Raw genomic sequence first — 22,902 nt, 5'->3', positions numbered from 1 at the left:
AGGGCTCTTACTTGCTCTGCAGCTTCCCCAGCGCGCTGAGGTCTTCTTCCAGGGCGCTGACCGCCGTCTTCCAGCTGGTGTCCTCGGGGCGGAGGGCGCTGCGGAGGAAGGCCGTGGTGAGGTGCTGGATCAGAGCGACGCGCGCGGGACTCTCGTCCGTCGTCTCGGCGACCTCATAGCCGGGGATGCCCCCGAGCGAGTGCTCCGCCCCGAAGAGCGTGAGCAGGGCCTTGTTTCCCGGGCTGTAGATGTACGGGTCGGTGAACCAGTCCGGTCCGCGGGTGGACAGGTGGGACTGGTCGCTGTCCCCGGCGACGATGAGGGCCGGCGTGGTCATGGTGTCGAAGGACGGCCGCATGAAGGGGAGGTGTTCGACGGCGAACGGGGTCAGGTCGTCGCCCAGGCCGGTCAGGGCGAGCAGCACGCCCGCCTTGACGCGGGGGTCGGACATGTCCTCACCGGGAACGCCGCCGGAGCCGAGGACGCGCGCGCCCAGCAGCGCGCTCGCACTCTGGGCTCCCCAGGAGTGGCCGGCCACGGCGATACGGTCGCGGTCGAGGCGCCCGCCGAGGCCCGGGACGGAGGCTTCCAGGACGTCGAGTCCGTCCAGTACGCGCGTGAGGTCCTCGATACGGAAGCGCCACATCCGCGGCGTGCGGGGGTCCTCGGCGGGGATGCCGAGCGTCCGGGAGTCGAGGTGGGTGGGCTGGATGACCACGAAGCCATGGGCGGCCCAGTAGTCCGCCAGCGGGGCGTAGCCGTTCATCGACCAGCCGAAGCCGTGCGAGAAGACGATGACGGGCAGATCGCCGCCGGTCGCGGGGGCGGACACGCGGACCTGGAGATCCTCCCCGCGGCCCGGGGCGGGCAGGACGACCGGCTTGGCGGATACCACCGTGGTGGGCGCGCCCTCGGTCTGCTGCGCGTTCGTGGTGTTCGAGTCGGGCGTGGGGATGGGCATGGGAGTGCCTTCCGTTCGGTTTCTTCGCGCTGGTGGTTCGGTGGGCCCGGGGTGGTCCGTGGCGCCGCGGGGCGAGCCGGGGAGGGAGCGACGAGGGTTTCTCACACGCTGCCGCATCGACGCCGGGTATCGACGACCGCGCGTGCTGTTCGGTCCGGTGGAGCGTGCGAGGGCAGGAGACGGCCTGGTCGCCCGTCCCCCGGTCTGCCATCATGACTGAACCGGAACGTTGTTCCGCTAACAATACGGAGCGATGTTCCGCTTTGCAAGGCCGGTCATGGAAGGAGTGCGAGTGCCGTGGTGAACGACAGCGGCCAGGGCGCGGGAAGCTCAGCCGGGTCCAAGCGCAAGGACGCCCGACGCAACCAGCAGACCCTGCTGGACGCGGCCGCCGCGGTCTTCGTCGCCTCGGGCGTGGAAGCACCGGTACGCGACATCGCGGCCAAGGCCGGTGTCGGGATGGGCACGATCTACCGCCACTTCCCCACCCGGGCGGACCTCATCATCGCCGTCTACCGCCACCAGGTCGAAGCCTGCGCCGAGGCAGGCCCGGCCCTGCTCGCCAGCAGTCCGACACCGCACGCCGCCCTCGAAGCGTGGGTCGAGCTGTTCGTCGACTTCCTGGTCACCAAGCACGGCCTGGCCGCCGCGATGCAGGCCGACAACACCGGCGTCGAAACGCTGCACGCCTACTTCGTCGGCCGCCTCCTCCCGGTGTGCACCCAGCTCCTCGACGCTGCCGCCGTCTCCGGCGAGAACCGCTCCGGCCTCAGCGCCATTCCACTCATGCGCGGCATCGGAAACCTCTGCATCGGCGCCGAAAGCGATCCCCACTACGACGCCCGCCAGCTGGTCAAGCTCCTCGTCGCAGGGCTACGCCAACCGCGCTGACCGTGGCGCCGGGACTGTCCGATCCAGTCCGGCGAGCTATCCGGAACGCGTCCATGACGGCCCTACGCGAGTCTGTCCGGTTGCTTCCGCCCTGGTAGTGGATAACATCGCCGCCCGGCTCCCGGAACGACTCCCCCGCCCTGATCACCCGCTCCGGCTCGCCTTCCAGCTCGAAGAGCATCTCGCCCTCCAGCATGTAGCCGAAGGCGGGGCCCGAGTGCCGGTGGGGAGGGGCGCCGGGGTCGCCGGGAGGGTATTCGACGAGGACCGTCATCGCCTCTGCCCCCTCCGGAACGAACGGCGGCTTCGCCGACTGCAGCATGGTGAACGCCGTCTGGTCGGTCGCCTCAGATCCCCACGGCCAGGGGCGCGCCCTTTCGTCGCCCTGCCATCCCCGCGCCATCACCCCGCCGGATAGGACGGTTCGTCACGCCCAGTTACAGGAGCGGGCGGGGGCCTCTACGGCTCAGCAGTAAGTGCCTTACGGCGCAAGGGAGTTGGGCCCAAACCGAGCGAAGATCACGGCCCGGTCTCGTTCTTCTTCGATTGGGCAACCGTTCAGCTTCCAGACAACTCTACTTGGGCGACCCTTCCGTTCCGGCCGCCGGGGGAGACAGGTGGCAGTCGGGACTCAAGGGCGACCAATGCGTTACTGATGGAGGATTTGTGCGCAATAGAACCCGAGGTGTGGTGGGTGTGGCGGTCGGCGCCGTCGTCACCGCCGCTGTGGCCGCCGGGGCCGGCGCCGTCGTGTCGAACGGCGACGGGCCCGACCAGAACCAGCCCTCCCCCAGGGCTGCCGCGGCAGGAAAGACCACGGGCGACATCGACGGCGACGGCTATGCCGACCTCGGCGTGGGCGCGCCCGACGGCACCGTCTCCGGGAAGTCCAAGGCGGGCTACGTGGGCGTGACCTACGGGGCCCAGAGCGGCGTGGACACTGGTCGGCACGGCACGTTGTCGCAGGCCAGCGCCGGGGTGCCCGGCACGCCCGAGGCCGGGGACCACTTCGGCTCGGCCGTGGTGCGCGGCGACGTGGACGGGGACGGGTACACCGATCTGATCGTCGCCGCGAACTACGAGGCCATCGGCGACGCCAAGCGGGCCGGTTCCGTGACGGTCGTCTTCGGTTCGAAGGACGGCCTGTCCAGCGACGCCATCGCCTTCCACGCGCCGAAGGCCACCGCCTACGCGATGTTCGGCGACACGATGGCCGTGGGCGACTACAACCACGACGGCCGCGACGACATCGCCATCTCCGACGGCACCGAGGTCCAGATCGTCAGCGGCGCGGCGAACCTGCGCGAGACGGCCACCCCGAAGATGTCCAGCGTCACCCCGCCCGGCGGCGGAGCGGGCATCGAGCATCTGTCCTCGGGCGACATCAACGGGGACGGCTTCGCCGACCTGGTCACCGTCGCCTACCAGGACGACCCCGCCGACGAGGGCACGCTCGGCGTGCTGCCCGGTTCGTCCGGGGGGCTGAAGAGCACGTCGCTGGGCGAGGACGTCGCGCTGCCGTTCGCCTCGTACCAGGCCGTGGTGGGTGACATCAACGGCGACGGCAAGGACGACGTCGTCACGGACACCGGCTTCGAGGACGGTCCGGAGGACCAGCGCCTGCGGACGTACCCGGGCACCGCCCAGGGCCTCGACACCGCGAACCCGGTGAACTGGAAGGGCGCGGCGCAGAACGGCACCGCCTCCCAGCTCACCGACATCAACGGTGATGGCAATGACGACCTCGTCGTCAGCGACACCGCCGCCGAGGCCCCCGGAGGCTACAACGACGCCGGCGCCATCACCGTGCTCAAGGGCACCAAGGACTGGCTGACCGACGCGGGGGCGCAGACCTTCTCCCTCGACACCGAGGGCGTTCCCGGCGAGATGGCGGGCAACGACAAGTTCGGTGACGCCGTCTCGGCGGCCGACTACAACGGCGACGGCAAGCCCGACCTGGCCATCGGGGTCCCGAACCGGGCCGAGGGCGCGGGCGCGGTGGCGCTCCTGTACGCGGGCGCCGACGGGATCACCGCCGAAGGCTCCGCCCTCATCGGGCCGGGCGACCTCGGCTCCCCGGCGGCCGATGCCGCCTTCGGCACGGAGCTGTCCGGCCGCGCCACGAAGTAGCACCACCGCACATAGCACCACCCCGTTGTTGGTTCGGTGGCCCGGCCCGACTCTTCCGAGCCGGGCCGGGCCATCGGCCGAATACCACCCAGTCGAACGCGACCGCGCAATCAACCGCGAACCCCGCGACTCACGGTGGGCTCGTACACGGTGGCCCCCGACGGTGACCACGTTCGACACGCTCTACGGAAACAGCGGGGACGACAAGCTGTACGGCGGCCCCGGCACGGACACCCTCTCCGGGGGCCCGGGCACGAACGTCGTCCACCAGGACTGACGCTTCACGCCATCCATCCACCCATCGGGTGAGTCACAGGGCCGACCCTTCGCGGGTCGGCCCTTCGCGGGTCGGCCCTTCGCGGGTCGGCCCTCCCCGCGCGATCTCCTCAGCCCGCGGCCTTGGCGATGATGCCCCGCATCTCCTCGCGGCCGAAGGCCCGCAGGGTCGTGGTGCGCACGTTGCCCAACGCGCCGAGCTGCAAGGACGCCGCGGTGGCGGTCTCGTCATCGGGGGCCTCGACGATGCACACGAGGTCGTACGGCCCGTCGGTCCAGTACATGTCCACGAGCCTCGCCCCGAGCTTGTTCAGTGCCGCGGAGAAGTCCTCGGTGCGCTTCGTGGTGTCCTTGTAGGCGCGGACTCCCTGCTCGGTCCAGTTCAGCAGCGTGATGTAGGTCGCCACGCCCCTCACCTCCCAGGAGAAGAACCCCCTGAGATCAATTCTGGGAGCGATGTCCTGAATCCGCACACCTGGCGCACCGGACGCAGTCGACGGCCCTGGTCAGTTTTGCCGAACCGGCAACAGGCATGGCCCGCGCCGCCCAGGTCTGGGCAGGATCGGACCGTCGGCCGCCACACAGAGTGCGGGCCCGAGCGCTCCCGGGAGAGAACCATGCCGCAGCCACCCACGACCGACCCCACCCACCGTCTGGTGTCCTCCCCCGCCGGGCGGATCCACCTCGTGGAGCAGGGCACCGGCCCACTGGTGCTGCTCGTCCACGGCTTCCCGGAGTCCTGGTACTCATGGCGCCACCAGCTGCCGGCGCTCGCCGCGGCCGGGTACCGGGTGGCCGCCATCGATGTGCGCGGATACGGGCGCTCGTCCAGGCCCGGGGCGGTGGACGCGTACCGGATGCGGGAACTGGTGGCGGACAACGTCGCCGTGGTGGAGGCGCTCGGCGAGGAGTCCGCGGTGGTGATCGGCCACGACTGGGGCTCGCCCACCGCGGCCAACTCCGCCCTGCTGCGGCCGGATGTGTTCCGGGCGGTCGGGCTGCTGAGCGTGCCGTACGCCCCGCGCGGCGGCCCCAGGCCCAGTGAGGTCTTCGGCGGGATGGGCGGGGAGGAGGAGTTCTACGTCTCCTACTTCCAGGAGCCGGGCCGGGCCGAGACGGAGATCGAACCGGATGTACGCGGCTGGCTCGCGGGGTTCTACGCCGCGCTGTCCGGCGACACCATGCCCGGTCCCGACCTGCCCGACCCGCACTTCGTCACGCGCGGCGCGACGCTGCGCGAGCGCTTCCCCGCCGGTCGGGCGCCCGCCTGGCTGAGCGAGCGGGACCTCGATGTCTACGCCGGTGAGTTCGAGCGCACCGGAATGAGCGGGGCACTGAACCGCTACCGCAACATGGACCGGGACTGGGAGGATCTGGCCGAGTTCGACGGTGCGCCCATCACCCAGCCGTCGCTTTTCATCGGCGGCGCCCTGGACGCCTCCACCACCTGGATGGGCGACGCGATCAAGGCGTACCCGACCACGCTGCCCGGGCTCGTCGGCTCGCACATCCTCGAGGACTGCGGCCACTGGATCCAGCAGGAGCGCCCCGAGGAGATCAACCGGCTGCTGGTCGACTGGCTGAAGTCCCTTCCCGTGTAAGGCATATGAGACGAAGACCGTGTTCACGGACGACGGCGACAAGAAGGTGACCTACCGCCTGTACAAAGGCGTGGTCTATGTCGCCAGGCCCGTGGACACGAAGTACCAGAGCCTCAACGTCAGCGTTCCCGTCGAGATCGACGGCAAGGCCGTCGATGCCACCGGCGCCCCGATCCTCCTCGCCAACCGGATAGGCGGCTATCTGTCGTCGTCGGTGACGAGCGGCAGCGGGCCCGGAGGCCCTGGGGCCCGGTGGGATGGTCAGCAACGCGGACTGGGGGCTCGCCTCGGGGTACGTCGTGGTGGAGCCGGGGGCGCGGGGCCGTGACCTCGTGACGCCGGACGGTAGGTACTACGGCGTGGTGCCCGCCGCCATCGTCGACCTGAAGGCCGCCGCGCGGTACCTGCACCACAACAAGGGCCGCGTCCCGGGGAACACCGACCGGATCGTCTCCTCCGGCACCAGCGCCGGGGGCGCCCTCTCCGCCCTGCTCGGCACGTCCGGGGACAGCCCCCTGTACGACGCCCCGTTGAGGGAGCTCGGCGCGGCCGACGCGAGCGACGCCATCTTCGCCGGCGGCGGCTGGTGCCCCATCGCCGATCTCGAGCACGCCGACATGGCGTACGAGTGGATGCTCGGCGGCAGCGCGCTGAGCACCGGCGAGGTCGTCGACCAGACCGTCTCGAAGCAGGTGAGCGCCGCGTTCCTCGACTACCAGGCGTCCCTGCGGCTGAGGGGGGAAGCAGGGCTGCGGCCCCATCACCGCGCGGACTTACGACGACTACCCGCTGAGGACCTGCCTCCAGCCGGCGGCCACGCGGTACCTCACGGCACTGCCGGACGCCGATCGCGCCGCCTACCTCGGCACGAACGCGTGGATCACCTGGTCCGGGCGATCGGCTGTGCGACGCCTACCAACTGGCGCGGTTCTGGAGCCAGGTGACCGGACACCTGCTGGGTTAGGACCCGCGGCGGTCCTGCTGCCGCTGGAGGGTACGGAAGTCGTCGAAGAATCCGTAGGCGTGGGCCGGTGGGCCGTCGTCCGGGCGGTCGACGGTGCGGTTGGCGTAGAGGCTGTTCAGGAGCCAGGGCTGTTTGTCCGGCCCGAAGTTCTCTGTCATGGCGGCGGATTGGGTGACTCCGTACGTCGCCACGGCGAGGCGCCCGGTGTCGCGGAAGTGGCCCACCTGGTCCCGCAGGAAGTGCTTGTTGCGCTCGAACCAGGGGCTCATGGCGAGGAAGTCGTGCCACTTCTGCTCCGGGAAGGGGTGCTCGATGGCATCCCTGATCAGTTTCCACACCGGAGTGTTCGGTGGAAGGTGGTAGCGGCGGGCGAAACGGGTGGGGATCGTGTCGCTCAGATGCTGCTTCCACAGCTGTACCAGGGAGAACTCGGTGACGAGGAATTTCTGGTCGTCGCGGAGGCGGGGAAGGATGTAGTCGAGGTAGGGCTGTACCCGCTCCGGTGCGGCGACGTGGGGGTGGATGTCGACGCCCTCGATCTCCGGGGTCCGGCGCGTGAAGGACAGCCAGCGGTCGGTGGCGGCCGTCTGCTCGTCCGGCTTGTCGAGGTGGTTGAGCGCGCCCATGTAGAGGTGGGTCCGGCAGCGCGAGGGAAAGTGCTTCTTCCGGTACGCGATGATGTGCTCCGCGACCGTCTCGTAGAACGTGTTCATCGCGCCCGAGCGGCGGTCCTCCGGGAGGCTCTCGATGAAGGGCTCGTTGCCGATGCCCAGGACGTCGACGGTGTCGAGGACGGCGTGGAGGACCCGGTCGACCCGGGCGAGTTCCTTGTCCATGGCCGAGCTGCCCGGCCGGGGTATCGGCCGGTGGTTGTACGGGAACTTCAGCGAGAGCACCGTGCCGTAGCCCTGGTGGTGGGCGTCCAGGAGCTTCTCGATGGCACGCTGGTGGGAGGCGTCGGCCGTGACCTCGGGCATGGGGACGAAGCCCCGGAGCCAGCTCGCGGAGAGGTCCCGCAATTCGGCGAAGGTCACGCTGTCGGGGTCCTCGTTGAAGTTCGCTCCCAGCACGCCGTCCGGACCCTCGGCCGGGCCGTCGGCGGATGCTCTTTCGTCGGGGGCGTGGCTGGTCTTGTCGGCGGGGCGTTGTTCGCCCTGCGTACAGCCCGCGGCTATCAGAGCCCCACCCGTCAGGGCCAGAACGCGCCGCCGTGACAGCGGCTTCTTCCTCGTCTCCGTATCCAAGTGACGCTCCCTGTTCGCGCTGATGTCCCGGCCCGTACCGGCGGGACTGCCCGGGAGGATGCGTCGGCGAGGGCTGCCAGTTGCCCAGGGCACCCACGTTTTTCGCGGGGTCGGGTCCCGTGGGTGTGCCGTTGCCCGGTCAGTGGGTGATCTGGACGGTGACGGTGATGGCACCCCTGTTGTCGTGGAGGCAGCCCTCGCCGTCGTTGATGCGGAGTTGGAGGGTGCCCGGGCGGGTGGCCTGGAAGTGCCAGGCGCGGCCCACGGCGTGGGGGTTTCGGGGGTTTCCCGGGTAGCGGCCCAGGAGGGTGCCGAAGGGGACGGCGGAGTTCAGCTTGCAGTCCGTCCAGGCGAAGCGAAGGGCTTCGTCGTCGACGCGGGTGTGGCCCACCGGGCCGACCAAGGGCAGGTTGGCGGCGTCCACCGTCCAGGTGCCGGTGGTGTAGCGGACGCTCACCTTGTCGCCCTTGCGGACCGGGGTGGGCGTCGCGGACTGCCAGCCGCGTGCCGCGTCCACGGTCACCTTCGTCGTGGTGGTGGCGGGCTGGGGCGATGCGTCGCCGTCGCTGTCGGACGGGGGCCCGAAGGTGAAGAAGAGCGCGGTGGCGAGGCCCGCCACCGCGAGCGCGGCGCCCGCCGTCCACCACCATGTCCGGGCCCGGCCGCGGGGCCGAGGGGGTGGCGGCCCGGCCGGGGCGACGAGCGTCGGTTCCCGGTCCAGGTCGGGGGTCTGGTTCGGGGACGAGATCAGCGTCGGGTCCCGGTCGAGGGTGGGGGTCCCGGTCACGGTGTGGGGCGCGCCTGCCGTGGAGGTCGCGCTCACCGTCGGGGTCTCGGTCGTCGTGGGCGTGTCCGCGAGGTCCGCTTCGCCGCCCGGGGTTCGTATGGGCCCTGGAGCCCGTACGGGCCCCGCGGGCGCGGCCGGGGGCAGCGGGCCCGGGGCGTCCGCGCCGTCCGCGACGCGTCGCAGGGCGGTGCGGAGTGTGGCGGCGGAGGGGCGCTGGGCCGGAGACTTGTTCAGCAGGGCCTCGACGATGGGCCGCAGGGGGCCGACCCGTTCCGGGATGACCGGGTCCGCGAAGGTGACGGCGTGCAGCGCGGCGGCCCCGGTGGGGCGCTGGAAGGGCGGCACGCCCGAGGCGACCGCGGACAGGGTCGCGCCCAGCGACCACAGGTCGGACGGCGGGCCCGCCTCCTCCGCGGTCAGCCGCTCGGGCGCCATATAGCCGATCGAGCCGAGGAGTTCGCCGGTGGTGGTGAGCGACTCGTCGTCTTCCAGGGCGGCGATGCCGAAGTCGGTGAGGACGGCGCTGCCGTCCCCGCGCAGCAGGATGTTGGCGGGCTTGATGTCGCGGTGCAGCGCCCCGGCGGCGTGCACGGCCTCCAGCGCGCCGAGCAGTTGCAGCCCGAGGGCGGCGGTGTGGCGGGGCGGGAGGGGGCCGCTGTCGGCGATCCGGCGGGCCAGGGAGGGGCCGTCGATCAGCTCCATCACGATCCAGAGCCGGTCGTCGTGTTCGACCAGGTCATGGACGCCCACCACATGGGGGTGGCGCAGCCGGGCGACGGTCCGCGCCTCCCTCTGGGCCCGGCGCAGCCGTCGGTGGTGCTCGTGGTGGTCGCTCGCGACGTGCAGTTCCTTGGCGGCGACCTCGCGCGCCAGCATCTGGTCGTACGCGCGCCAGACCGTGCCCATGCCGCCGCGTCCGAGCCGGTCGCCCAGCTGGTAGCGGCCGGCGATCAGCCGCATGTCGTCCCCGCCCGATGTCACCCGATCTCTCCAGCTCTCACGCCCGGTGAGCATAGTCGGAAGTGTTCGAACACAATTGATCTCAACTGATTCGATAGTCAGTCGACATCGCAACACCCGGGTGAAATTACCGCCGATTTAGGGTGTAAGCGGGCATTCATCGCCCACATTCATTGCGCTTATCTCAACGCGTCCGTACGGTGTCGGCCATGCGGCAACAGTTCGAGGTGGCGGAACGCGTGCGCGAGGTGATCGGCAAAGCCGGTTGTACCCAGCGCGAATTCGCCCGGCGGGTCGTGATGGACCCGTCCAAGCTTTCGCGTTCGCTCAGCGGGAGCCGGCGCTTCACCGTGGGCGAGCTGGCGCGGATCGCCGACGCCGGGAACGTGGACGCCGGATGGCTGCTCGGTACCGCGGCGACCGGCGGCACGGCCGACGCGCCGCGGCCGCCCGCCCCGGCCGCGCTCCCCGACAGCGGGCGGCCGCTGCAGATCGTGCGGGAGACGGTGCGGCTCGTCGCCGAGCGCGGCTTCCACTCCGTACGCGTCGCCGACATCGCCGCCGCCTGCGACACCAGCACCGCCACCATCCACTACCACTTCCCGGGCCGCGCCGAGCTGCTCGAAGCCGCCGTGCGCTGGTGCATGGACGAGGACACCGCGCGCCGCGCCGCCCGGACCGCCACGGCCGACGACGCGCGCGAGGAGCTGCGGCAGCTGATCGCGCTGCAGGCGCCGTACACCGAGCGGCAGCGGCAGCAGTGGCTGGTGTGGATGGACCTGTGGGCCGAGGCCGCGCGGTCCACGGCCATCGGGCGACTGCACGCCGACTTCTACCAGCAGTGGCGGCAGACCGTCGCCGAGGTGATCCGGCGCGGGATCGAGCAGGGGGTCTTCCGCGCCGTCGACCCGGAGTTCAGCGCGCTGCGCCTGACCGCGCTGATCGACGGACTGGCCATTCAGGTGCTGGCCACCGCGCCCGGAGAGGACGGCACGACCGCCGAGGCCATGGACCTCGCCTGCAACGCGTACGTGGACTCCGAATTGACCGTACGACCGACCGCACGACAGACCCCACGGCACTCCGGCGCCGATGAGGCCGGGCCGCCCGACCAGCCCGGACCGTAGGACGGCCGACCAGCCCGGACCGTAGTTCCGCGCTGTTTCGCACCGTAAGAGAGGGAGAGAAGCCCATGCCCATGAACGAGAGCGTCATCATCACCTGTGCCCTGACCGGCGCCGGTGACACTGTGGGCCGCAGCCCCCATGTCCCCGTCACCCCCGAGCAGATAGCCCGCTCCGCCGTCGAGGCCGCGGAGGCCGGGGCGGCCGTGGTCCACATCCACGTACGCGACCCCGAGACCGGCGCCCCCGCCCGCGATCCGCGGCTCTACCGCGAGGTCGTGGAGCGGGTCAAGGAAACCGGCACCGACGTCGTCATCAACCTCACCGCGGGCATGGGCGGCGACCTGGTCATCGACCCGGAGAACCCGCTCACCCACCTCCCCGGTACCGACCTGGTCAGCGGCCTGGACCGGCTCCCCCACGTCGAGGATCTGCTCCCCGACATCTGCACCCTGGACTGCGGCTCGCTCAACTTCGGCGACGGCAGCAACCTCTACGTCTCCACCCCCGACATGCTGCGCACCGGCGCCAAGCGCATCCAGGAGCTGGGCGTCCGCCCCGAGCTGGAGATCTTCGACACCGGGCAGCTGTGGTTCGCCAAGCAGCTGCTGGCCGAGGGGCTGCTGGACGACCCGACCGTCTTCCAGCTGTGCATGGGCATCCCGTGGGGCGCCCCGGCCGAGCCGGGCGTGCTCCAGGCCATGGTCAACATGCTGCCCGAGGGCGCCCAGTGGGCCAGCTTCGCGCTGGGCCGGACGCAGATGCCGTGGGTGGCGCAGTCCATCCTGCTCGGCGGCAACGTACGGGTCGGACTGGAGGACAACCTCTACCTCAGCCGGGGCGTCAAGGCCACCAACGGCCAGCTCGTCGAGCGCGCGGTCCAGATCACCGAGCTGCTGGGCGCGAACGTCGCCACGCCGGACGAGGCCCGGCAGCGGCTCGGCCTCAAGCCCCGCGCGTAACCCCCACCAGCTCCTCATCTCTCTCCTCCCTCCCCTCACACCCTTAGGACCGCCATGCCCTCATCCCCCTGCGCCCCCGAAGAGGTACGCCGCGTCGCCTGCGTCGGCGCCGGAGTCATCGGCGGCGGCTGGGTCGCCCACTTCCTGGCGCGCGGCTACGACGTCACCGCCTGGGACCCGGCCCCCGACGCCGAGGAGAAGCTGCGCCGTCTCGTGGACGCCGCTTGGCCCGCCCTGACCCAGATCGGCCTCGCCGACGGCGCCTCCCCCGACCGGCTGACCGTCGCCGCGACGGTCGAGGAGGCGGTGGCCGACGCGCAGTTCGTCCAGGAGAGCGCCCCCGAGAAGCTGGAGCTCAAGCGGTCGCTGCTGGCCCAGCTGGACGCGGCGGCCCCGCCCGGTGTCGTCATCGCGTCCTCCACCTCCGGCTATCCGATGACCGATATGCAGACCGAGGCCGCCGACCCCGGCCGCCTCGTCGTCGGCCACCCCTTCAACCCGCCATATCTCATACCGCTGGTGGAGGTCGTCGGCGGGAAGAAGACCGACGCCGCGGCGGTCGAGTGGGCCTCGCGCTTCTACAAGGTGGCGGGCAAGTCCGTCATCACCATGGAGCGCGAGCTGCCCGGCTTCATCGCCAACCGGCTCCAGGAGGCGCTGTGGCGGGAGGCGCTGCACATGGTCGCCAACGGTGAGGCCACGGTGCAGGAGATCGACGACTCGATCACCGAGGGGCCCGGACTGCGGTGGGCGTTCATGGGTCCCTGCCTCACGTTCGCCCTGGCGGGCGGCGAAGGAGGCATGGGACATATGCTCGACCACTTCGGACCCTCGTTGAAGTCTCCGTGGACCCGCCTCGAGGCGCCTGAGCTGGACGACACGCTGCGTGCGGCGATGGTCGACGGCTGTGACGAGGCGGCGGGCAGCCGTACCATTGCGCAGCTCGTCGCGGAGCGGGACCAGGGCGTCATCGACGTCCTGCGGGCGACTGGCCGACTGCCGCGGCAGCGCGCCGAGGGGACGGATGCCATCGCACATACCCCCAGCACCATGGGAGACGAGAAGTGAGCACCACGCTCCCCGACTACCGGCAGACCGTACGTCCCGAGTGGATCGACTACAACGGCCATATGAGCGAGGCGTTCTACGTCCTCGTCTTCGGCCACAGCACCGACGAGATGATGGTGGAGACCGGCCTGGACTCCGCCTACCGCGCCAAGACCAGCTGCTCCCTCTACACCGTGGAGTCGCACATCCGGTATCTGAGCGAGGTCGAGGAGGGCGCCGAACTCACCATCCGTACGCGCGTCATCGGCGTGGACGAGAAGAAGGTGCGGTTCACCCACGAGATGCATGTGGGCGAACCGGTCGGCGCCCCCGTGGCCACCACCGAGCTGCTCGCGCTCCACATCGACCAGAACGAGAGCCGCTCGGCTCCCTTCCCCGATGAGATACGGGAGCGGCTGACGGACCTGCTGGAGAAGGCCCCCGAGTGGGCGGGCCGGGCGATCGGCCCGGTTCCGGCCGAGGCGGGTTGAACGACCGCCGTCCCTCCTGAACGCCCCGGCCCCGGCATTGTCCGGGGGCCGGGGCGTTCACCGTTCCGGATGAGGGACCGGGTGAGGTTGAATGGCGGTGAAGGCGGTGGCGGAAACGCCGAGGGACGCGTGTGCGAGGAGTGACGACGCCATGGCGGACGCCGGAGCGGACACCGGACCGGACGGCAACGGGAACGGCAAGGGCGGTCGGCGCGTCGAGCTGAGCGAAGTGCCCGAGACCTTGCTCTGGAACCTCTATATGCGAGCCGCCGAGGCCCGCCGGGCGCGGACCGTGCTCGACGACCCCAAGGCCGTGGAGTTGGTCGACCGCATCGACTACCCCTTCGAGGAGACCTTCGGAGCGCCCACCCCGCTGCTGGCGCAGGGCCACGCGCTGCGGGTCCGCACCTTCGACACCGCCGTACGGGCCTTCCTCGACGAGCATCCGGACGGCACGGTCGTCACGCTCGCCGAGGGTCTTGAGACGCAGTTCTGGCGGGTGGACAACGGTCGGGCGCGCTGGCTGTGCGTGGAGCTGCCGGAGACCGCCGAGGTGCGGCGGGCGCTGCTGCCGGACGAGGAGCGGCGGCGCACCCTCGCCCGCTCGGCGCTCGATCTGTCCTGGCGGGACGAGGTCGATCCGGCGCGCGGGGTGCTGATCACCGCCCAGGGGCTGCTGATGTATCTGCGGCCGACCGAGGTGAAGGACCTGATCGCCGGGTGCGCCGAGCGGTTCCGGGGCGGGGCGCTGGTCTTCGACGCGGTGCCGCGATGGTTCAGCGCCCGGACGATGCGCGGCGAGATGCGCACCGCGCAGGGCTATCGCACACCGCCCATGCCATGGGGCATGGACGCGGGCGAGCTGCCGAAGGTGCGGACGGCCCATCCGGCGATCACGGACGTACGCGAGATGCCGCCGCCGCGCGGGCGCGGCTTCTACTACGGGGCGGTGGCGCCCCTGATGCGGTGGCTGCCCGCGGTACGGAACCTGCGGCCGACGATGACGGCGATCGCGCGCTTCTCGTAGCGTTTCCGACCTTCCGGCGTTTCCGACTCGGCGTTTCCGGCCGCACGTTCCCGGCGACGGTGTCCGTCACAGCACTGCCACACAGCGCCCAACGCCCAACGCCCAACACTAAGAACGGTCGTTCTGCTACAGTCGGAACGACTGTTCTTAGAACGGTCGTTCTGAGCGTGCCCGCCCTGTGTGCAGGCCCGATTCGGACCGGACCCGAAGGAGACGCCGTGCGATTGCGACGATTGGGCTGGGCGGGCGTGGAGCTCGAGCATTCCGACCAGACGCTGGTCATAGACCTCATCGAGGACGCCTCACCCCTGTTCTCGGACGAGAAGTTCCCCCCGGCGTCCCGCCCCGGGGAAACCACGGCGGCGTTGGTGACACATCTGCATTCCGACCACGCCGATCCGATCGCCATCCGGAACGCGCTCGCCGACGGTGCGCCCGTGTACCGGCCCGAGCCGGTCGCCGGGGCGGGTGACGACCTCAAATGGACCTGCGAAGCGGAGGCCGCGTTCCGCGAGCACGGCCTCGAGGCCGAGGTTCTCCAGCCGTGGGAGGAACGCGGCGTCGGCCCGTTCCGTATCGGCGCGGGGCCCTCCGTCGACGGGCTGGGAGATCCGCAGCTCTGCTGGGTCGTCGAAGGTGACGGCTCCCGCGTCTTCCATGGCGGAGACACCATCTTCCATGGTCAGTGGTGGTCGATCGCGCGCCGGTTCGGTCCGGTGGACATCGCCTTCGTTCCCATCAACGGACCGATCGTCGAGCTCCCCCACCTCCAGCCGCCGAGTCCCTTCAACGCCGTCATGCTGCCGGAGGAGGCCGCGGTCGCGGCCCACATCCTGGGCGCCCAGGTCGCGGTCCCCATTCATTACGGCACGCTGCACAAGCCCCCCATCTACATCGAGACCCCGCGGGCGGTCGAGCGTTTCGAGAAGCGCGCGAGGGAACTCGGGATCACTCCCCTGGTCACGCCTCCTGGTGAGTGGTTCACCCCGCAGAACGCGCCAGTACACTAGAACCAACGTTCTGGCACAGGAGGATCCCGGGGTTGAGGGTGGTGGACCACGACGAGGCGCGGTCGCGCTTGCTGGAGGCCGCTGAAGAGCTCTACTACCAGCGCGGCATCCACGCGGTGGGAATGGACCAGGTCCGGGACCGCGCGGGGGTGTCACTGGCACGGCTCTACAAACTCTATCCGTCCAAGCACCATCTCGTGGCCGCTTACCTGCGGGTGCACGGCCGGCGACTGCGCGCGGGGCTGGCCGAGTCCGTCGAGCGGGCCGCCCCGGCCCCGGCCGGCTCACGGGCACGCCTGCTCGCGGCGTTCGAGGGCATGCGGGAAACCATCGACACCCCGGGTTTCCGGGGCTGTGCCTTCGTCAACGCCTGGGCGGAGATGGGTGGGCACGGGGACGAGAGCCACCTGCTCGTGGCCGAAGCAGTGCGGGAGCACAAGACCCTGCTCCGCGACTACCTGATCGAGCTTGCCGGGGACTACCCCGACCCCCGCGGCGTCGGCGAGAAGATCCACATACTGGCCGAAGGGGCCATGGCGACGTCCGCGATCCTGGGAGCGGAAGCCGCCCGTCAGGCCCACGACACCGCGGCCGCGGTACTCGCCGCGGCCGACGGCGCGCGCGAGGCGTGACGGGCGGCGTGCGACCCCGGCTGCCGTCCCCGGTGTGGGACGTGGCCGACGCCTGGCTTGCCGAGCGGGGCGTGGAGCTGCGGCTGAAGCGGGACGATCTCATCCATCCGCTGGTGCCCAAGAGCAAGCCGACTGGTGGCAACCGAGTGGGCCAGGTGTTTTAGACGCAAAACTGGACTGCCCGGCGCGCCTTGACCGAAGGTGAACTCATGGGCAGAACAGCAGATCCGTCCAAGCTGTGCGATCTGTTCCTCCGCCGAAGCACATTGCAGGACGACAAGACCACACTCAAGGCACACGAAAGCGATTTGAGGGAGCGCGCCAAGCGGGAGGGCCTGACCGTCCGCAAGGTCTGGAAAGAAGAGCTTTCCGCGTTCAAGGCGGGCGTCGTCAGAGAGGAATTCGACTCCGCGATAGCGGCCGTGCTCGCTGGGGAAGTACGCCACCTCCTGGTGTGGAAACTGGACCGGCTGAGCCGTCGGGGCATGGGGCAAGCCGGACAAGTGCTCGACCAATTCGAGGCGGCAGGCGCACGTCTGGTAGCGCATGTTGATGGACTTGACAGCAGCGTTCCGCAGCATCGCGGGCTGTTCGCCTGGCTGGCGGAACAGGCCCGCTCGGAGTCGTTCAACACATCCACCCGCACGCGCAGAACGAAGGCAGAAAAGAAGAGCTCGGGCGCCTGGCCCGGAGGGCAACCACCGTACGGCCTGCGCATCAACAGGCGAACAAAACAGACGGAGCCTCACCCCAAGGAATACGCCACCTCTCGCCGTATAGCTGACGCACTCCTCAGGAACGAAGCGGCGGGTGCCATCGCCGACAAGCTCAACACGGAGGGGCTGAAGACTCGCCGGGGCGGCAAGTGGCGGTCGTCCACGATCACCCAGCTTGCCCACTCACCCGCATGGGCTGGACTCATGCCGGTCCACGAGCGCTACACCGACCGCGCCGGACGGGAGCGCTGGCGGGCCACCGGCGAGCCGTTCATCGGCCCGGACAGCAAGCCACTCCGCATCGGTGAGGGCGTGGTCACGGCAGAAGAGCGGGCACGGATTCTGGCGGGTCTGCGGTCTCGCACGTCCGAGTCCCTGGCCACCGGGAGACGTGGTAAGCCGCGAGCCCAGTCACTCCTTTCCGGGCTGCTGAAATGCGGCCGGTGCGGGGGAAACATGACGAAGGGCGGCCGGTCCTATCGCTGTTATCGGCGTGTGAACCTGGGCAAGGCGGTGTGTCTGGGCATGAGCGTGCTGGTGGAAGACGCAGACAGGGTGTTGACGTCTGCTTTCATGTCACGCGTCACGTCACTCAAAGACGAACACGAGGTTTTTCAAGCGCTGGCTCACCGTTGGCTCGCCTACGAGAATCCGGAGGCGGACGTGCGCCGCAAGGAATTGTCCCTCGCCGTGGACGATGCCGAGGCACGCTTGAACGCGCTGGACTACGCCTACTTCGTGAAGGGTCATTTCAAGGGTGCCAAGGGGCAGCATCGATACGATCAGCTTCGGACAGCCATCGCTGGTCAGCTTGAAAGCATCACCGCCGAGTTGGAGGAGATCGCACAAGCAACGGACCTCACAGTTCTCCGGGATGGCGACCGATTGCACGAAGCATGGACCTCCGCCGATCTGGAGCAATCCCGGATGCTGCTCCGCATCGCCCTTCACTCGGTGACGCTGCTCCCTCCTCCGAATACCGGTCCCCGATCCTGGTTCGAGCTCTTCACGCGATTCTGCTTCCACTGGGTGGGCGAGAAACCACAACCGCTGAAAGTGGACAGGGCACGCCTCGACGGCATCTTCTACTTCGTACCGGACACGGCAGGACTGGCCGCGTAGGCACGGTGCCTGAAAGGCGCGCTGTGGGCACGCCGATGGCCGTAGAGGCTTTGGACGGGAGCTGCCACGGGGCGAGAGACCAGGGGGCCTTACGCTGGCCCGCGAATCGGGCTGGCTCCTCGCCTGCCCGCAATGGCCCGATCGGCCCCCTGGTCTTGGAGGCTCGCCCCGTGGTGGCTGTCTAAAGCCTCGGAGGCTGTCGGCCCCCGCCACGATGCCCTGTCGCGACGGCGGTCGAGGGGCGCACGAAAGGGAGTCGGACCGTGCCGCTCGCGGGTATCTCCCACATCCGGGCCGCATCGCTTCGCCGGGCGGTGGGCGTCCGGACGAGACCGGCCGCCAGGCCGCAGCTCGGCCGGGGCGCCCTGGCCGCCCGGCGCGCCGCAGGCGCGCCCTTGAGTAAGTAAAGAGACTTTAGACGCGCCCTGGCCCGATCCTCTTGTCCGGTCCCGGGAGATGCTTGACAGTTCGGTCCCAGCTGATGGTTGACAGTGGCCGTGATCGGCTTTTCTGTGCGCGTTGTTGCGGCGCGTGGCAGGAGGCCGGGATTGGCGCTGGTGGAGTTGTCGGTTGTCGAGCAGAGATACCGGGCTGTCCTGGCAGTGCTGGCGGGTGCGACTGTGACCGAGGTCGCCGCTCAGCTCGGGGTGTCGCGGCAGACGGTCAGCGGCTGGAAGTCGAGGTATGAGGCTTCGGGGCTGGCCGGGTTGGCGGATCGGTCGCGCAGGCCGGCGTCGTGTCCGCATCAGGCCTCTGCCGAGGTGGAGGCGGCGGTGTGTGAGCTGCGGCGCAAGCATCCGCGGTGGGGTCCGCGGCGGATCGCTCATGTGCTGGAGCGGTCCGGGACAGTCACACCGGTGCCGTCGCGGATGACCGTGTATCGGATCTTGGTCCGCCAGTGGCTGGTGGAGCCGGGAGTGCGGCGGCGGAAGCGGTCGGATTACAAGCGCTGGCAGCGGGACCGTGCGATGCAGTTGTGGCAGATGGACATCGTCGGCGGCGTGATGCTCGTCAACCCGGTCACCGGTGAGCTGACCGAGGCGAAGATCGTGACGGGTGTGGACGATCACTCCCGGTACTGCGTGATCGCCAAGGTGGTCGAGCGGGCGACCGGGCGGGCGGTCTGTGCGGCGTTTGTGGGCGCTCTGCGGGTGTTCGGGGTGCCGGAGGAGGTGCTGACGGACAACGGCAAGCAGTTCACCGACCGGTTCGGGCAGGGCGGTGAGGTGCTGTTCGACCGGATCTGCCGGGAGAACGGGATCGCGCACCGTCTCACCCAGCCGGCCTCGCCGACCACGACGGGCAAGGTTGAGCGGTTCCATCAGACGTTGCGGCGCGAACTCCTGGATGACTGCGGGGCGTTCGAGAGCATCGAGGCGGCTCAGGCGGCACTGGATGCGTGGGTGGAGGAATACAACTGCGTGCGGCCGCATCAGGCGCTGGACATGCAGTCTCCGGGAGACCGGTTCGCCTCGGTTTCCGAGCAGGAGCGGGACGTCCTGGGTCTGAAGATCCCCGGAGTGCTTGCGCTGGTGCCGCAGCAGCGGATACCTCCTGCGGATCCGGTCCCAACCGAAGCGTCGGCTGTTCATGCCGGTCCGCCTGAGGTGGTCCCGGCAGTGGTGCCGGTGGAGCCCGGTGGGCCGGTGGAGTTCGAGCGGGTGGTGCCTGCGAGTGGGAATCTGCAGGTCGCGGGCAAGCAGTTCTGGCTCGGACCGGCCCGCTCAGGACTGACGGTGACCTTCTGGGCCGACACCTCGGTGATCCATCTGCTGATCGCGGGAGCACGGATCAAGACCGTGCGGTCGCACCTGTCGGTGGCGGATCTGGGACGGTTGGCGGCCCGAGGCGGGCGTCCGGGCGGGCCGGCCCCGCTTCCGGTCGGTGACGGGGTGGCGTTCGAGGTGGACCGGGTCGTGAACAACAGTGGCCTGGTGGGCCTGGGCGGGCACCAGGTGCTGGCGGCGGAGATCTTTGGCGGCCGCCAGGTGGGTATCCGGATTGACGAGGAGACGCTGTCGTTCTTCGATCCGTCCTCGCGGGAGCTGTTGCGGGTGCGGCCCAACCCGCTGACCGGCGAGGAAGTCCGCAGGCTGCGGGGCCTGCGTCCGGCCGGACCGCCGCCGCGACCGGGCATCCAGCCCGTGCGGGTGCAGCGGCGGGTCAGCGCGGTGGGCACGGTCATGGTCTGTCGGCAGGTCGTGTCCCTCGGCCGTCCGTACGCAGGGCAGACCGTGACCGTGCACGTCTCGGACACGACGATCACCGTCGAGCTGGACGGCCAGGTCCGGGTGATCCGGCGCACGACCGACGTCCCGGTCCGTAACGTGAAAGCGAACAAGCCCCATGGGGCTTCCCATGTTGTCTAGGCCCACCGTCAAGCATCACCTGGGACCGGAACGTCAAGCATCAGCTGGGATCCGACACTGGCCCGATCCTCTGGCTACCGCGCATGGCCGACCCGTTGAGCCGCCCTGAGCGGACCGGTCACTCCGGCGGGACGCTGTACTGCTCCAGAGTCGCCTTGGAGACCGAGGTGTCCATGAGGCGCAGCTCCCATGGGCCGGTGTTGACATCGAAGTCCTTGCCGAAACCGACCCACTTGCCAGCCATGCGGCGACTGGTCGGCTCCACGAGCATCTGAAGCGCGCCGTGGTAGCACGCCCCCTGGTAGTAGCCGCCGGTGGCCGTCTGCTCGGTCCAAGTGCCCGTGACCACGCTCCGGTCAACGGTGAGGTCCAGGGAGAGCGGGGAGTCGGGATTCAAGGATGCTCCGTTGAGTGACCGTCCCGTCAGACGGTTGCCGTGCTGCACGAGCACCACGTAGTGCCTGCCCTCGAAGACGTCCTCCCGCCCTGACGAGTAGTACTCGTACCGGGAAAGCCAGACGCCGCTGTAGTTCTCCGCCGCCGTCTGCTGGCCCGCCCGGGTGTCGGCGGAAGCGGGGGCCACACCTTCCACGCTCGGTGTCATGTCATGCCCTCCTGCTTCATCACCATGGACTCTCGCCATGGGCACCTGCGGGGCGAATCCCAACGACTCGATCGGCACCCCTGTCACCCTCTCCAGCGCGCGGATGTAGACCGGCCTCGGCGATCTGCTGATACCGGATTCCCAGCGTTGGACCAGCCGCTTGCTGGCCTCGTTCGGCTCGCCTAATTCGACACCTGCCCGGCGGAGCGCCTTTGCCAAGTCGTCCTGGCTCATCCGCAGGCCGATCCGCACGGCCCGCAGCGCGTCATTCGGTGCGTGTACCTCGGTCGTCATGACGTCCACGCTAGCCCTGAACACCCACGAATGACACCGAAATGACGCCCTTTGAGGGACACCCGAGTAGCGCCTTTTCTGACGTCGCAGTGTCCTGGGCAATGGCGGGACCATCACGACCCAAAGCGGCAGAAGAGGCAGATCGTGATGGACAAGACAGAAAAGGGACAGCGGCTCATGAGCCTGCGGGTGTCCCATGACAGTGGCCAGACCTGGAGCGCCGAGGTGGTGATCATCAGCAGTGACCCTCTGGCTCCCCTCCTCACCTCGACATGGCCACCGTGCCAGTGCTTACGCTGCGTGACCGGCTCGGGCCCCGCGTCCGTACGACCCACAGGCGGCACGGCTCAGTAAACGAGGGCCAGCGGTCAGAATGGACAGGTGAGACACCCGATAGACCTCGCCACCCTGTACCAGTCCTGGCCGCCGTCCCCGTTGCAGGACGTACAGGACGAGTGGCTTGCCCGCCGGGGCGTGGAGCTGCGGCTCAAGCGGGATGACCTCATCCATCAGTGGCTTTCCGGCGCCCCCGGGGCACATGCGCCAGTGGACCTGTACCCTCCGGGCAACAAGTGGCGCAAGCTCACGCCGAATCTGCGCGCGGCCGTCGAGCAGGGTCACAGCCGGCTGCTCACCTTCGGTGGGGCGTACTCCAACCACATCCGCGCGGTGGCAGCGGCAGGAGCCGCGAATGGGCTGTCGACGGTCGGGGTCATCCGGGGCGACGAGCTGGCCGACGCGCCGCGCAACTGGTCGCTGGCGCGGGCCGAGGAACACGGTATGGAGCTGGCCTTCGTCAGCCGCTCCGACTACCGCGAGACGCTGCGCGGCCTGAGTGGGGACGACCCGGGCATGCTGCGGGGGCTTGAGGAGCGGTGGGGGCGCGCCTACGTCCTCCCGGAGGGCGGTACGAACGTCCTGGCGGCGCGCGGGGCGGCGGAGCTCGTCGCGGAGCTGCCCGACCTGGGCTCCCGCGATGTGGTGTGCTGCGCCGTCGGCACGGGCGGCACCCTCGCCGGTATCGCGGCCGCGCTCCCGGCCGGTGCGCGGGCGGTGGGGTTCGCCGTCCTGAAGGGGGCGGACGGCTACCTGGAGGGCGAGGTGGCCGAGCTGCACCGGCGCGGGTGGGGGCGGACGTTCGGCAACTGGCGGATCGAGCACGGCTATCACGGCGGTGGGTATGGGCGCGTTCCGGTGGAGTTGGAGGTATTCGCGGCTCGATTCGAGGAGCGGCATGGGGTGCGGGTGGAGCGGCGGTATGTGGCGAAGATGCTGTGGGGTGTGTACGGGCTGGTGGAGCGGGGCGAACTGGCCCCGGGCGGCCGGGTGACGGCGGTGGTCACCGGGCCGCCGGATCCGGAGGGTTCGGTGGGTTCGGAGGGCGGTGCGGCGCTGTCGACCTGACGGGCGTCGCCGATACTGCCCCGCCAGGGTTGCCCTGGTGCGGGGTGCACCCTCACCGGGGCACCCCCTACCGGGCAGCCCCGCCGGTGGGTGTGCCGGGGGCTGGGCCTCCGGTACGGCGCCCTGGACCGCACATTTACGGCGCCGGTGCCCGGGGGCGTGGGGTGGGCCGGGGGTTGGCGCCACACATATGCGAAAGCGTCCAGGACACCACCCCCGCGACCCCGCCCCTCCCGTCTCACTCGTGGCTCCCCGCCGGTGGCGGGAGTTCAGCCTCTCCGGCGTT

The 22,902-nt window shown here is 70.0% G+C and carries 21 protein-coding genes and 2 pseudogenes; 17 read left to right on the top strand and 6 right to left on the bottom strand.

Features of this window, described 5'->3' with window-relative positions; genetic code table 11:
* Positions 1–7: 7 nt before the first annotated feature.
* The gene (locus ACFYOY_RS23865; protein WP_351886573.1) at positions 8–961 is read right to left on the bottom strand and encodes an alpha/beta fold hydrolase; all 954 of its coding nucleotides are present in this window, start codon (positions 959–961) and stop codon (positions 8–10) included.
* A 300-nt stretch (positions 962–1,261) separates the two neighbouring features.
* On the opposite strand from ACFYOY_RS23865, the gene ACFYOY_RS23860 reads away from it, so the two are divergent.
* Positions 1,262–1,852, top strand: a complete 591-nt coding sequence (locus ACFYOY_RS23860; RefSeq protein WP_351887245.1) for a TetR/AcrR family transcriptional regulator — start codon at positions 1,262–1,264, stop codon at positions 1,850–1,852.
* A 67-nt stretch (positions 1,853–1,919) separates the two neighbouring features.
* Here the strand turns inward: ACFYOY_RS23860 and ACFYOY_RS23855 are convergent.
* A pseudogene (locus ACFYOY_RS23855) lies at positions 1,920–2,174 on the bottom strand (cupin domain-containing protein); the annotation flags it as partial.
* Positions 2,175–2,518: 344 nt separating this feature from the next.
* Between ACFYOY_RS23855 and ACFYOY_RS23850 the strand changes: the two are divergent.
* Both ACFYOY_RS23850 and ACFYOY_RS23845 read left to right on the top strand, forming a co-directional pair.
* Positions 2,519–3,982 (top strand): FG-GAP and VCBS repeat-containing protein, encoded by a 1,464-nt coding sequence (locus ACFYOY_RS23850; protein WP_388589391.1) that lies wholly within the window; start codon positions 2,519–2,521, stop codon positions 3,980–3,982.
* A 175-nt stretch (positions 3,983–4,157) separates the two neighbouring features.
* Positions 4,158–4,259: pseudogene (locus tag ACFYOY_RS23845) on the top strand (calcium-binding protein); the annotation flags it as partial.
* A gap of 109 nt (positions 4,260–4,368) precedes the next feature.
* Here the strand turns inward: ACFYOY_RS23845 and ACFYOY_RS23840 are convergent.
* Positions 4,369–4,665 (bottom strand): GYD domain-containing protein, encoded by a 297-nt coding sequence (locus ACFYOY_RS23840; RefSeq protein ID WP_351886561.1) that lies wholly within the window; start codon positions 4,663–4,665, stop codon positions 4,369–4,371.
* Between the two features lie 210 nt (positions 4,666–4,875).
* Here ACFYOY_RS23840 and ACFYOY_RS23835 point away from each other — a divergent pair, with 210 nt between their 5' ends.
* The 3 genes from ACFYOY_RS23835 to ACFYOY_RS23825 are packed head-to-tail and all read left to right on the top strand — an operon-like array spanning position 4,876 to position 6,803.
* Entirely contained in the window at positions 4,876–5,859 is a 984-nt protein-coding gene (locus ACFYOY_RS23835; RefSeq protein WP_351886558.1) for an alpha/beta hydrolase, read from the top strand.
* A 19-nt stretch (positions 5,860–5,878) separates the two neighbouring features.
* Positions 5,879–6,187, top strand: coding sequence for a hypothetical protein (locus tag ACFYOY_RS23830; protein ID WP_351886555.1), 309 nt, complete (start codon positions 5,879–5,881; stop codon positions 6,185–6,187).
* Positions 6,117–6,803, top strand: coding sequence for a hypothetical protein (locus ACFYOY_RS23825; RefSeq protein ID WP_351886552.1), 687 nt, complete (start codon positions 6,117–6,119; stop codon positions 6,801–6,803). The genes ACFYOY_RS23830 and ACFYOY_RS23825 overlap by 71 nt, the downstream gene beginning before the upstream one ends.
* A 16-nt stretch (positions 6,804–6,819) precedes the next feature.
* Here the strand turns inward: ACFYOY_RS23825 and ACFYOY_RS23820 are convergent, their stop codons facing one another.
* The gene (locus tag ACFYOY_RS23820; RefSeq protein ID WP_351886549.1) at positions 6,820–8,067 is read right to left on the bottom strand and encodes a hypothetical protein; all 1,248 of its coding nucleotides are present in this window, start codon (positions 8,065–8,067) and stop codon (positions 6,820–6,822) included.
* Between the two features lie 139 nt (positions 8,068–8,206).
* Positions 8,207–9,868 carry a serine/threonine-protein kinase gene (locus tag ACFYOY_RS23815; protein WP_351886546.1) on the bottom strand — a complete coding sequence of 554 codons (1,662 nt, stop codon included), beginning with the start codon at positions 9,866–9,868 and terminating at the stop codon, positions 8,207–8,209.
* A gap of 155 nt (positions 9,869–10,023) precedes the next feature.
* Between ACFYOY_RS23815 and ACFYOY_RS23810 the strand changes: the two genes are divergently transcribed.
* From ACFYOY_RS23810 to ACFYOY_RS23765, 10 genes are all read left to right on the top strand, one after another.
* Positions 10,024–10,941, top strand: a complete 918-nt coding sequence (locus tag ACFYOY_RS23810) for a TetR/AcrR family transcriptional regulator (protein WP_388589386.1) — start codon at positions 10,024–10,026, stop codon at positions 10,939–10,941.
* 65 nt (positions 10,942–11,006) lie between these two features.
* Entirely contained in the window at positions 11,007–11,900 is an 894-nt protein-coding gene (locus ACFYOY_RS23805; protein ID WP_351886540.1) for a 3-keto-5-aminohexanoate cleavage protein, read from the top strand.
* A gap of 54 nt (positions 11,901–11,954) precedes the next feature.
* Positions 11,955–12,968, top strand: a complete 1,014-nt coding sequence (locus ACFYOY_RS23800) for a 3-hydroxyacyl-CoA dehydrogenase NAD-binding domain-containing protein (protein ID WP_351886537.1) — start codon at positions 11,955–11,957, stop codon at positions 12,966–12,968.
* On the top strand, positions 12,965–13,438 hold the full coding sequence (locus ACFYOY_RS23795) for a thioesterase family protein (RefSeq protein WP_388589381.1): 474 nt from the start codon (positions 12,965–12,967) through the stop codon (positions 13,436–13,438). The genes ACFYOY_RS23800 and ACFYOY_RS23795 overlap by 4 nt, the downstream gene beginning before the upstream one ends.
* 151 nt (positions 13,439–13,589) lie before the next feature.
* A complete protein-coding gene (locus tag ACFYOY_RS23790) occupies positions 13,590–14,465 on the top strand; it encodes a class I SAM-dependent methyltransferase (protein ID WP_351886531.1) in 876 nt (291 codons plus the stop codon).
* A 218-nt stretch (positions 14,466–14,683) separates the two neighbouring features.
* A complete protein-coding gene (locus tag ACFYOY_RS23785) occupies positions 14,684–15,475 on the top strand; it encodes an MBL fold metallo-hydrolase (RefSeq protein ID WP_351886528.1) in 792 nt (263 codons plus the stop codon).
* A 38-nt stretch (positions 15,476–15,513) separates the two neighbouring features.
* Positions 15,514–16,107: a helix-turn-helix domain-containing protein gene (locus ACFYOY_RS23780; RefSeq protein ID WP_351887242.1), complete on the top strand. Its 594-nt coding sequence runs from the start codon at positions 15,514–15,516 to the stop codon at positions 16,105–16,107.
* A gap of 8 nt (positions 16,108–16,115) precedes the next feature.
* The gene (locus tag ACFYOY_RS23775; RefSeq protein ID WP_388589377.1) at positions 16,116–16,271 is read left to right on the top strand and encodes a hypothetical protein; all 156 of its coding nucleotides are present in this window, start codon (positions 16,116–16,118) and stop codon (positions 16,269–16,271) included.
* 45 nt (positions 16,272–16,316) lie between these two features.
* Entirely contained in the window at positions 16,317–17,945 is a 1,629-nt protein-coding gene (locus ACFYOY_RS23770) for a recombinase family protein (RefSeq protein ID WP_388589374.1), read from the top strand.
* Positions 17,946–18,436: 491 nt separating this feature from the next.
* Positions 18,437–20,314 carry an IS481 family transposase gene (locus ACFYOY_RS23765; RefSeq protein ID WP_388589579.1) on the top strand — a complete coding sequence of 626 codons (1,878 nt, stop codon included), beginning with the start codon at positions 18,437–18,439 and terminating at the stop codon, positions 20,312–20,314.
* A gap of 118 nt (positions 20,315–20,432) precedes the next feature.
* Here the strand turns inward: ACFYOY_RS23765 and ACFYOY_RS23760 are convergent, their stop codons facing one another.
* Positions 20,433–21,212, bottom strand: a complete 780-nt coding sequence (locus ACFYOY_RS23760; RefSeq protein ID WP_388589372.1) for a helix-turn-helix transcriptional regulator — start codon at positions 21,210–21,212, stop codon at positions 20,433–20,435.
* A 381-nt stretch (positions 21,213–21,593) separates the two neighbouring features.
* On the opposite strand from ACFYOY_RS23760, the gene ACFYOY_RS23755 reads away from it, so the two are divergent.
* Positions 21,594–22,616: a pyridoxal-phosphate dependent enzyme gene (locus ACFYOY_RS23755; protein WP_351886522.1), complete on the top strand. Its 1,023-nt coding sequence runs from the start codon at positions 21,594–21,596 to the stop codon at positions 22,614–22,616.
* Positions 22,617–22,902: the final 286 nt, after the last annotated feature.

Origin of the sequence: Streptomyces sp. NPDC007875 (assembly GCF_042868035.1) — a bacterium.
GTDB lineage: Bacteria > Actinomycetota > Actinomycetes > Streptomycetales > Streptomycetaceae > Streptomyces > Streptomyces antimycoticus.
This window is presented reverse-complemented; position numbering and strand designations above follow the sequence as displayed.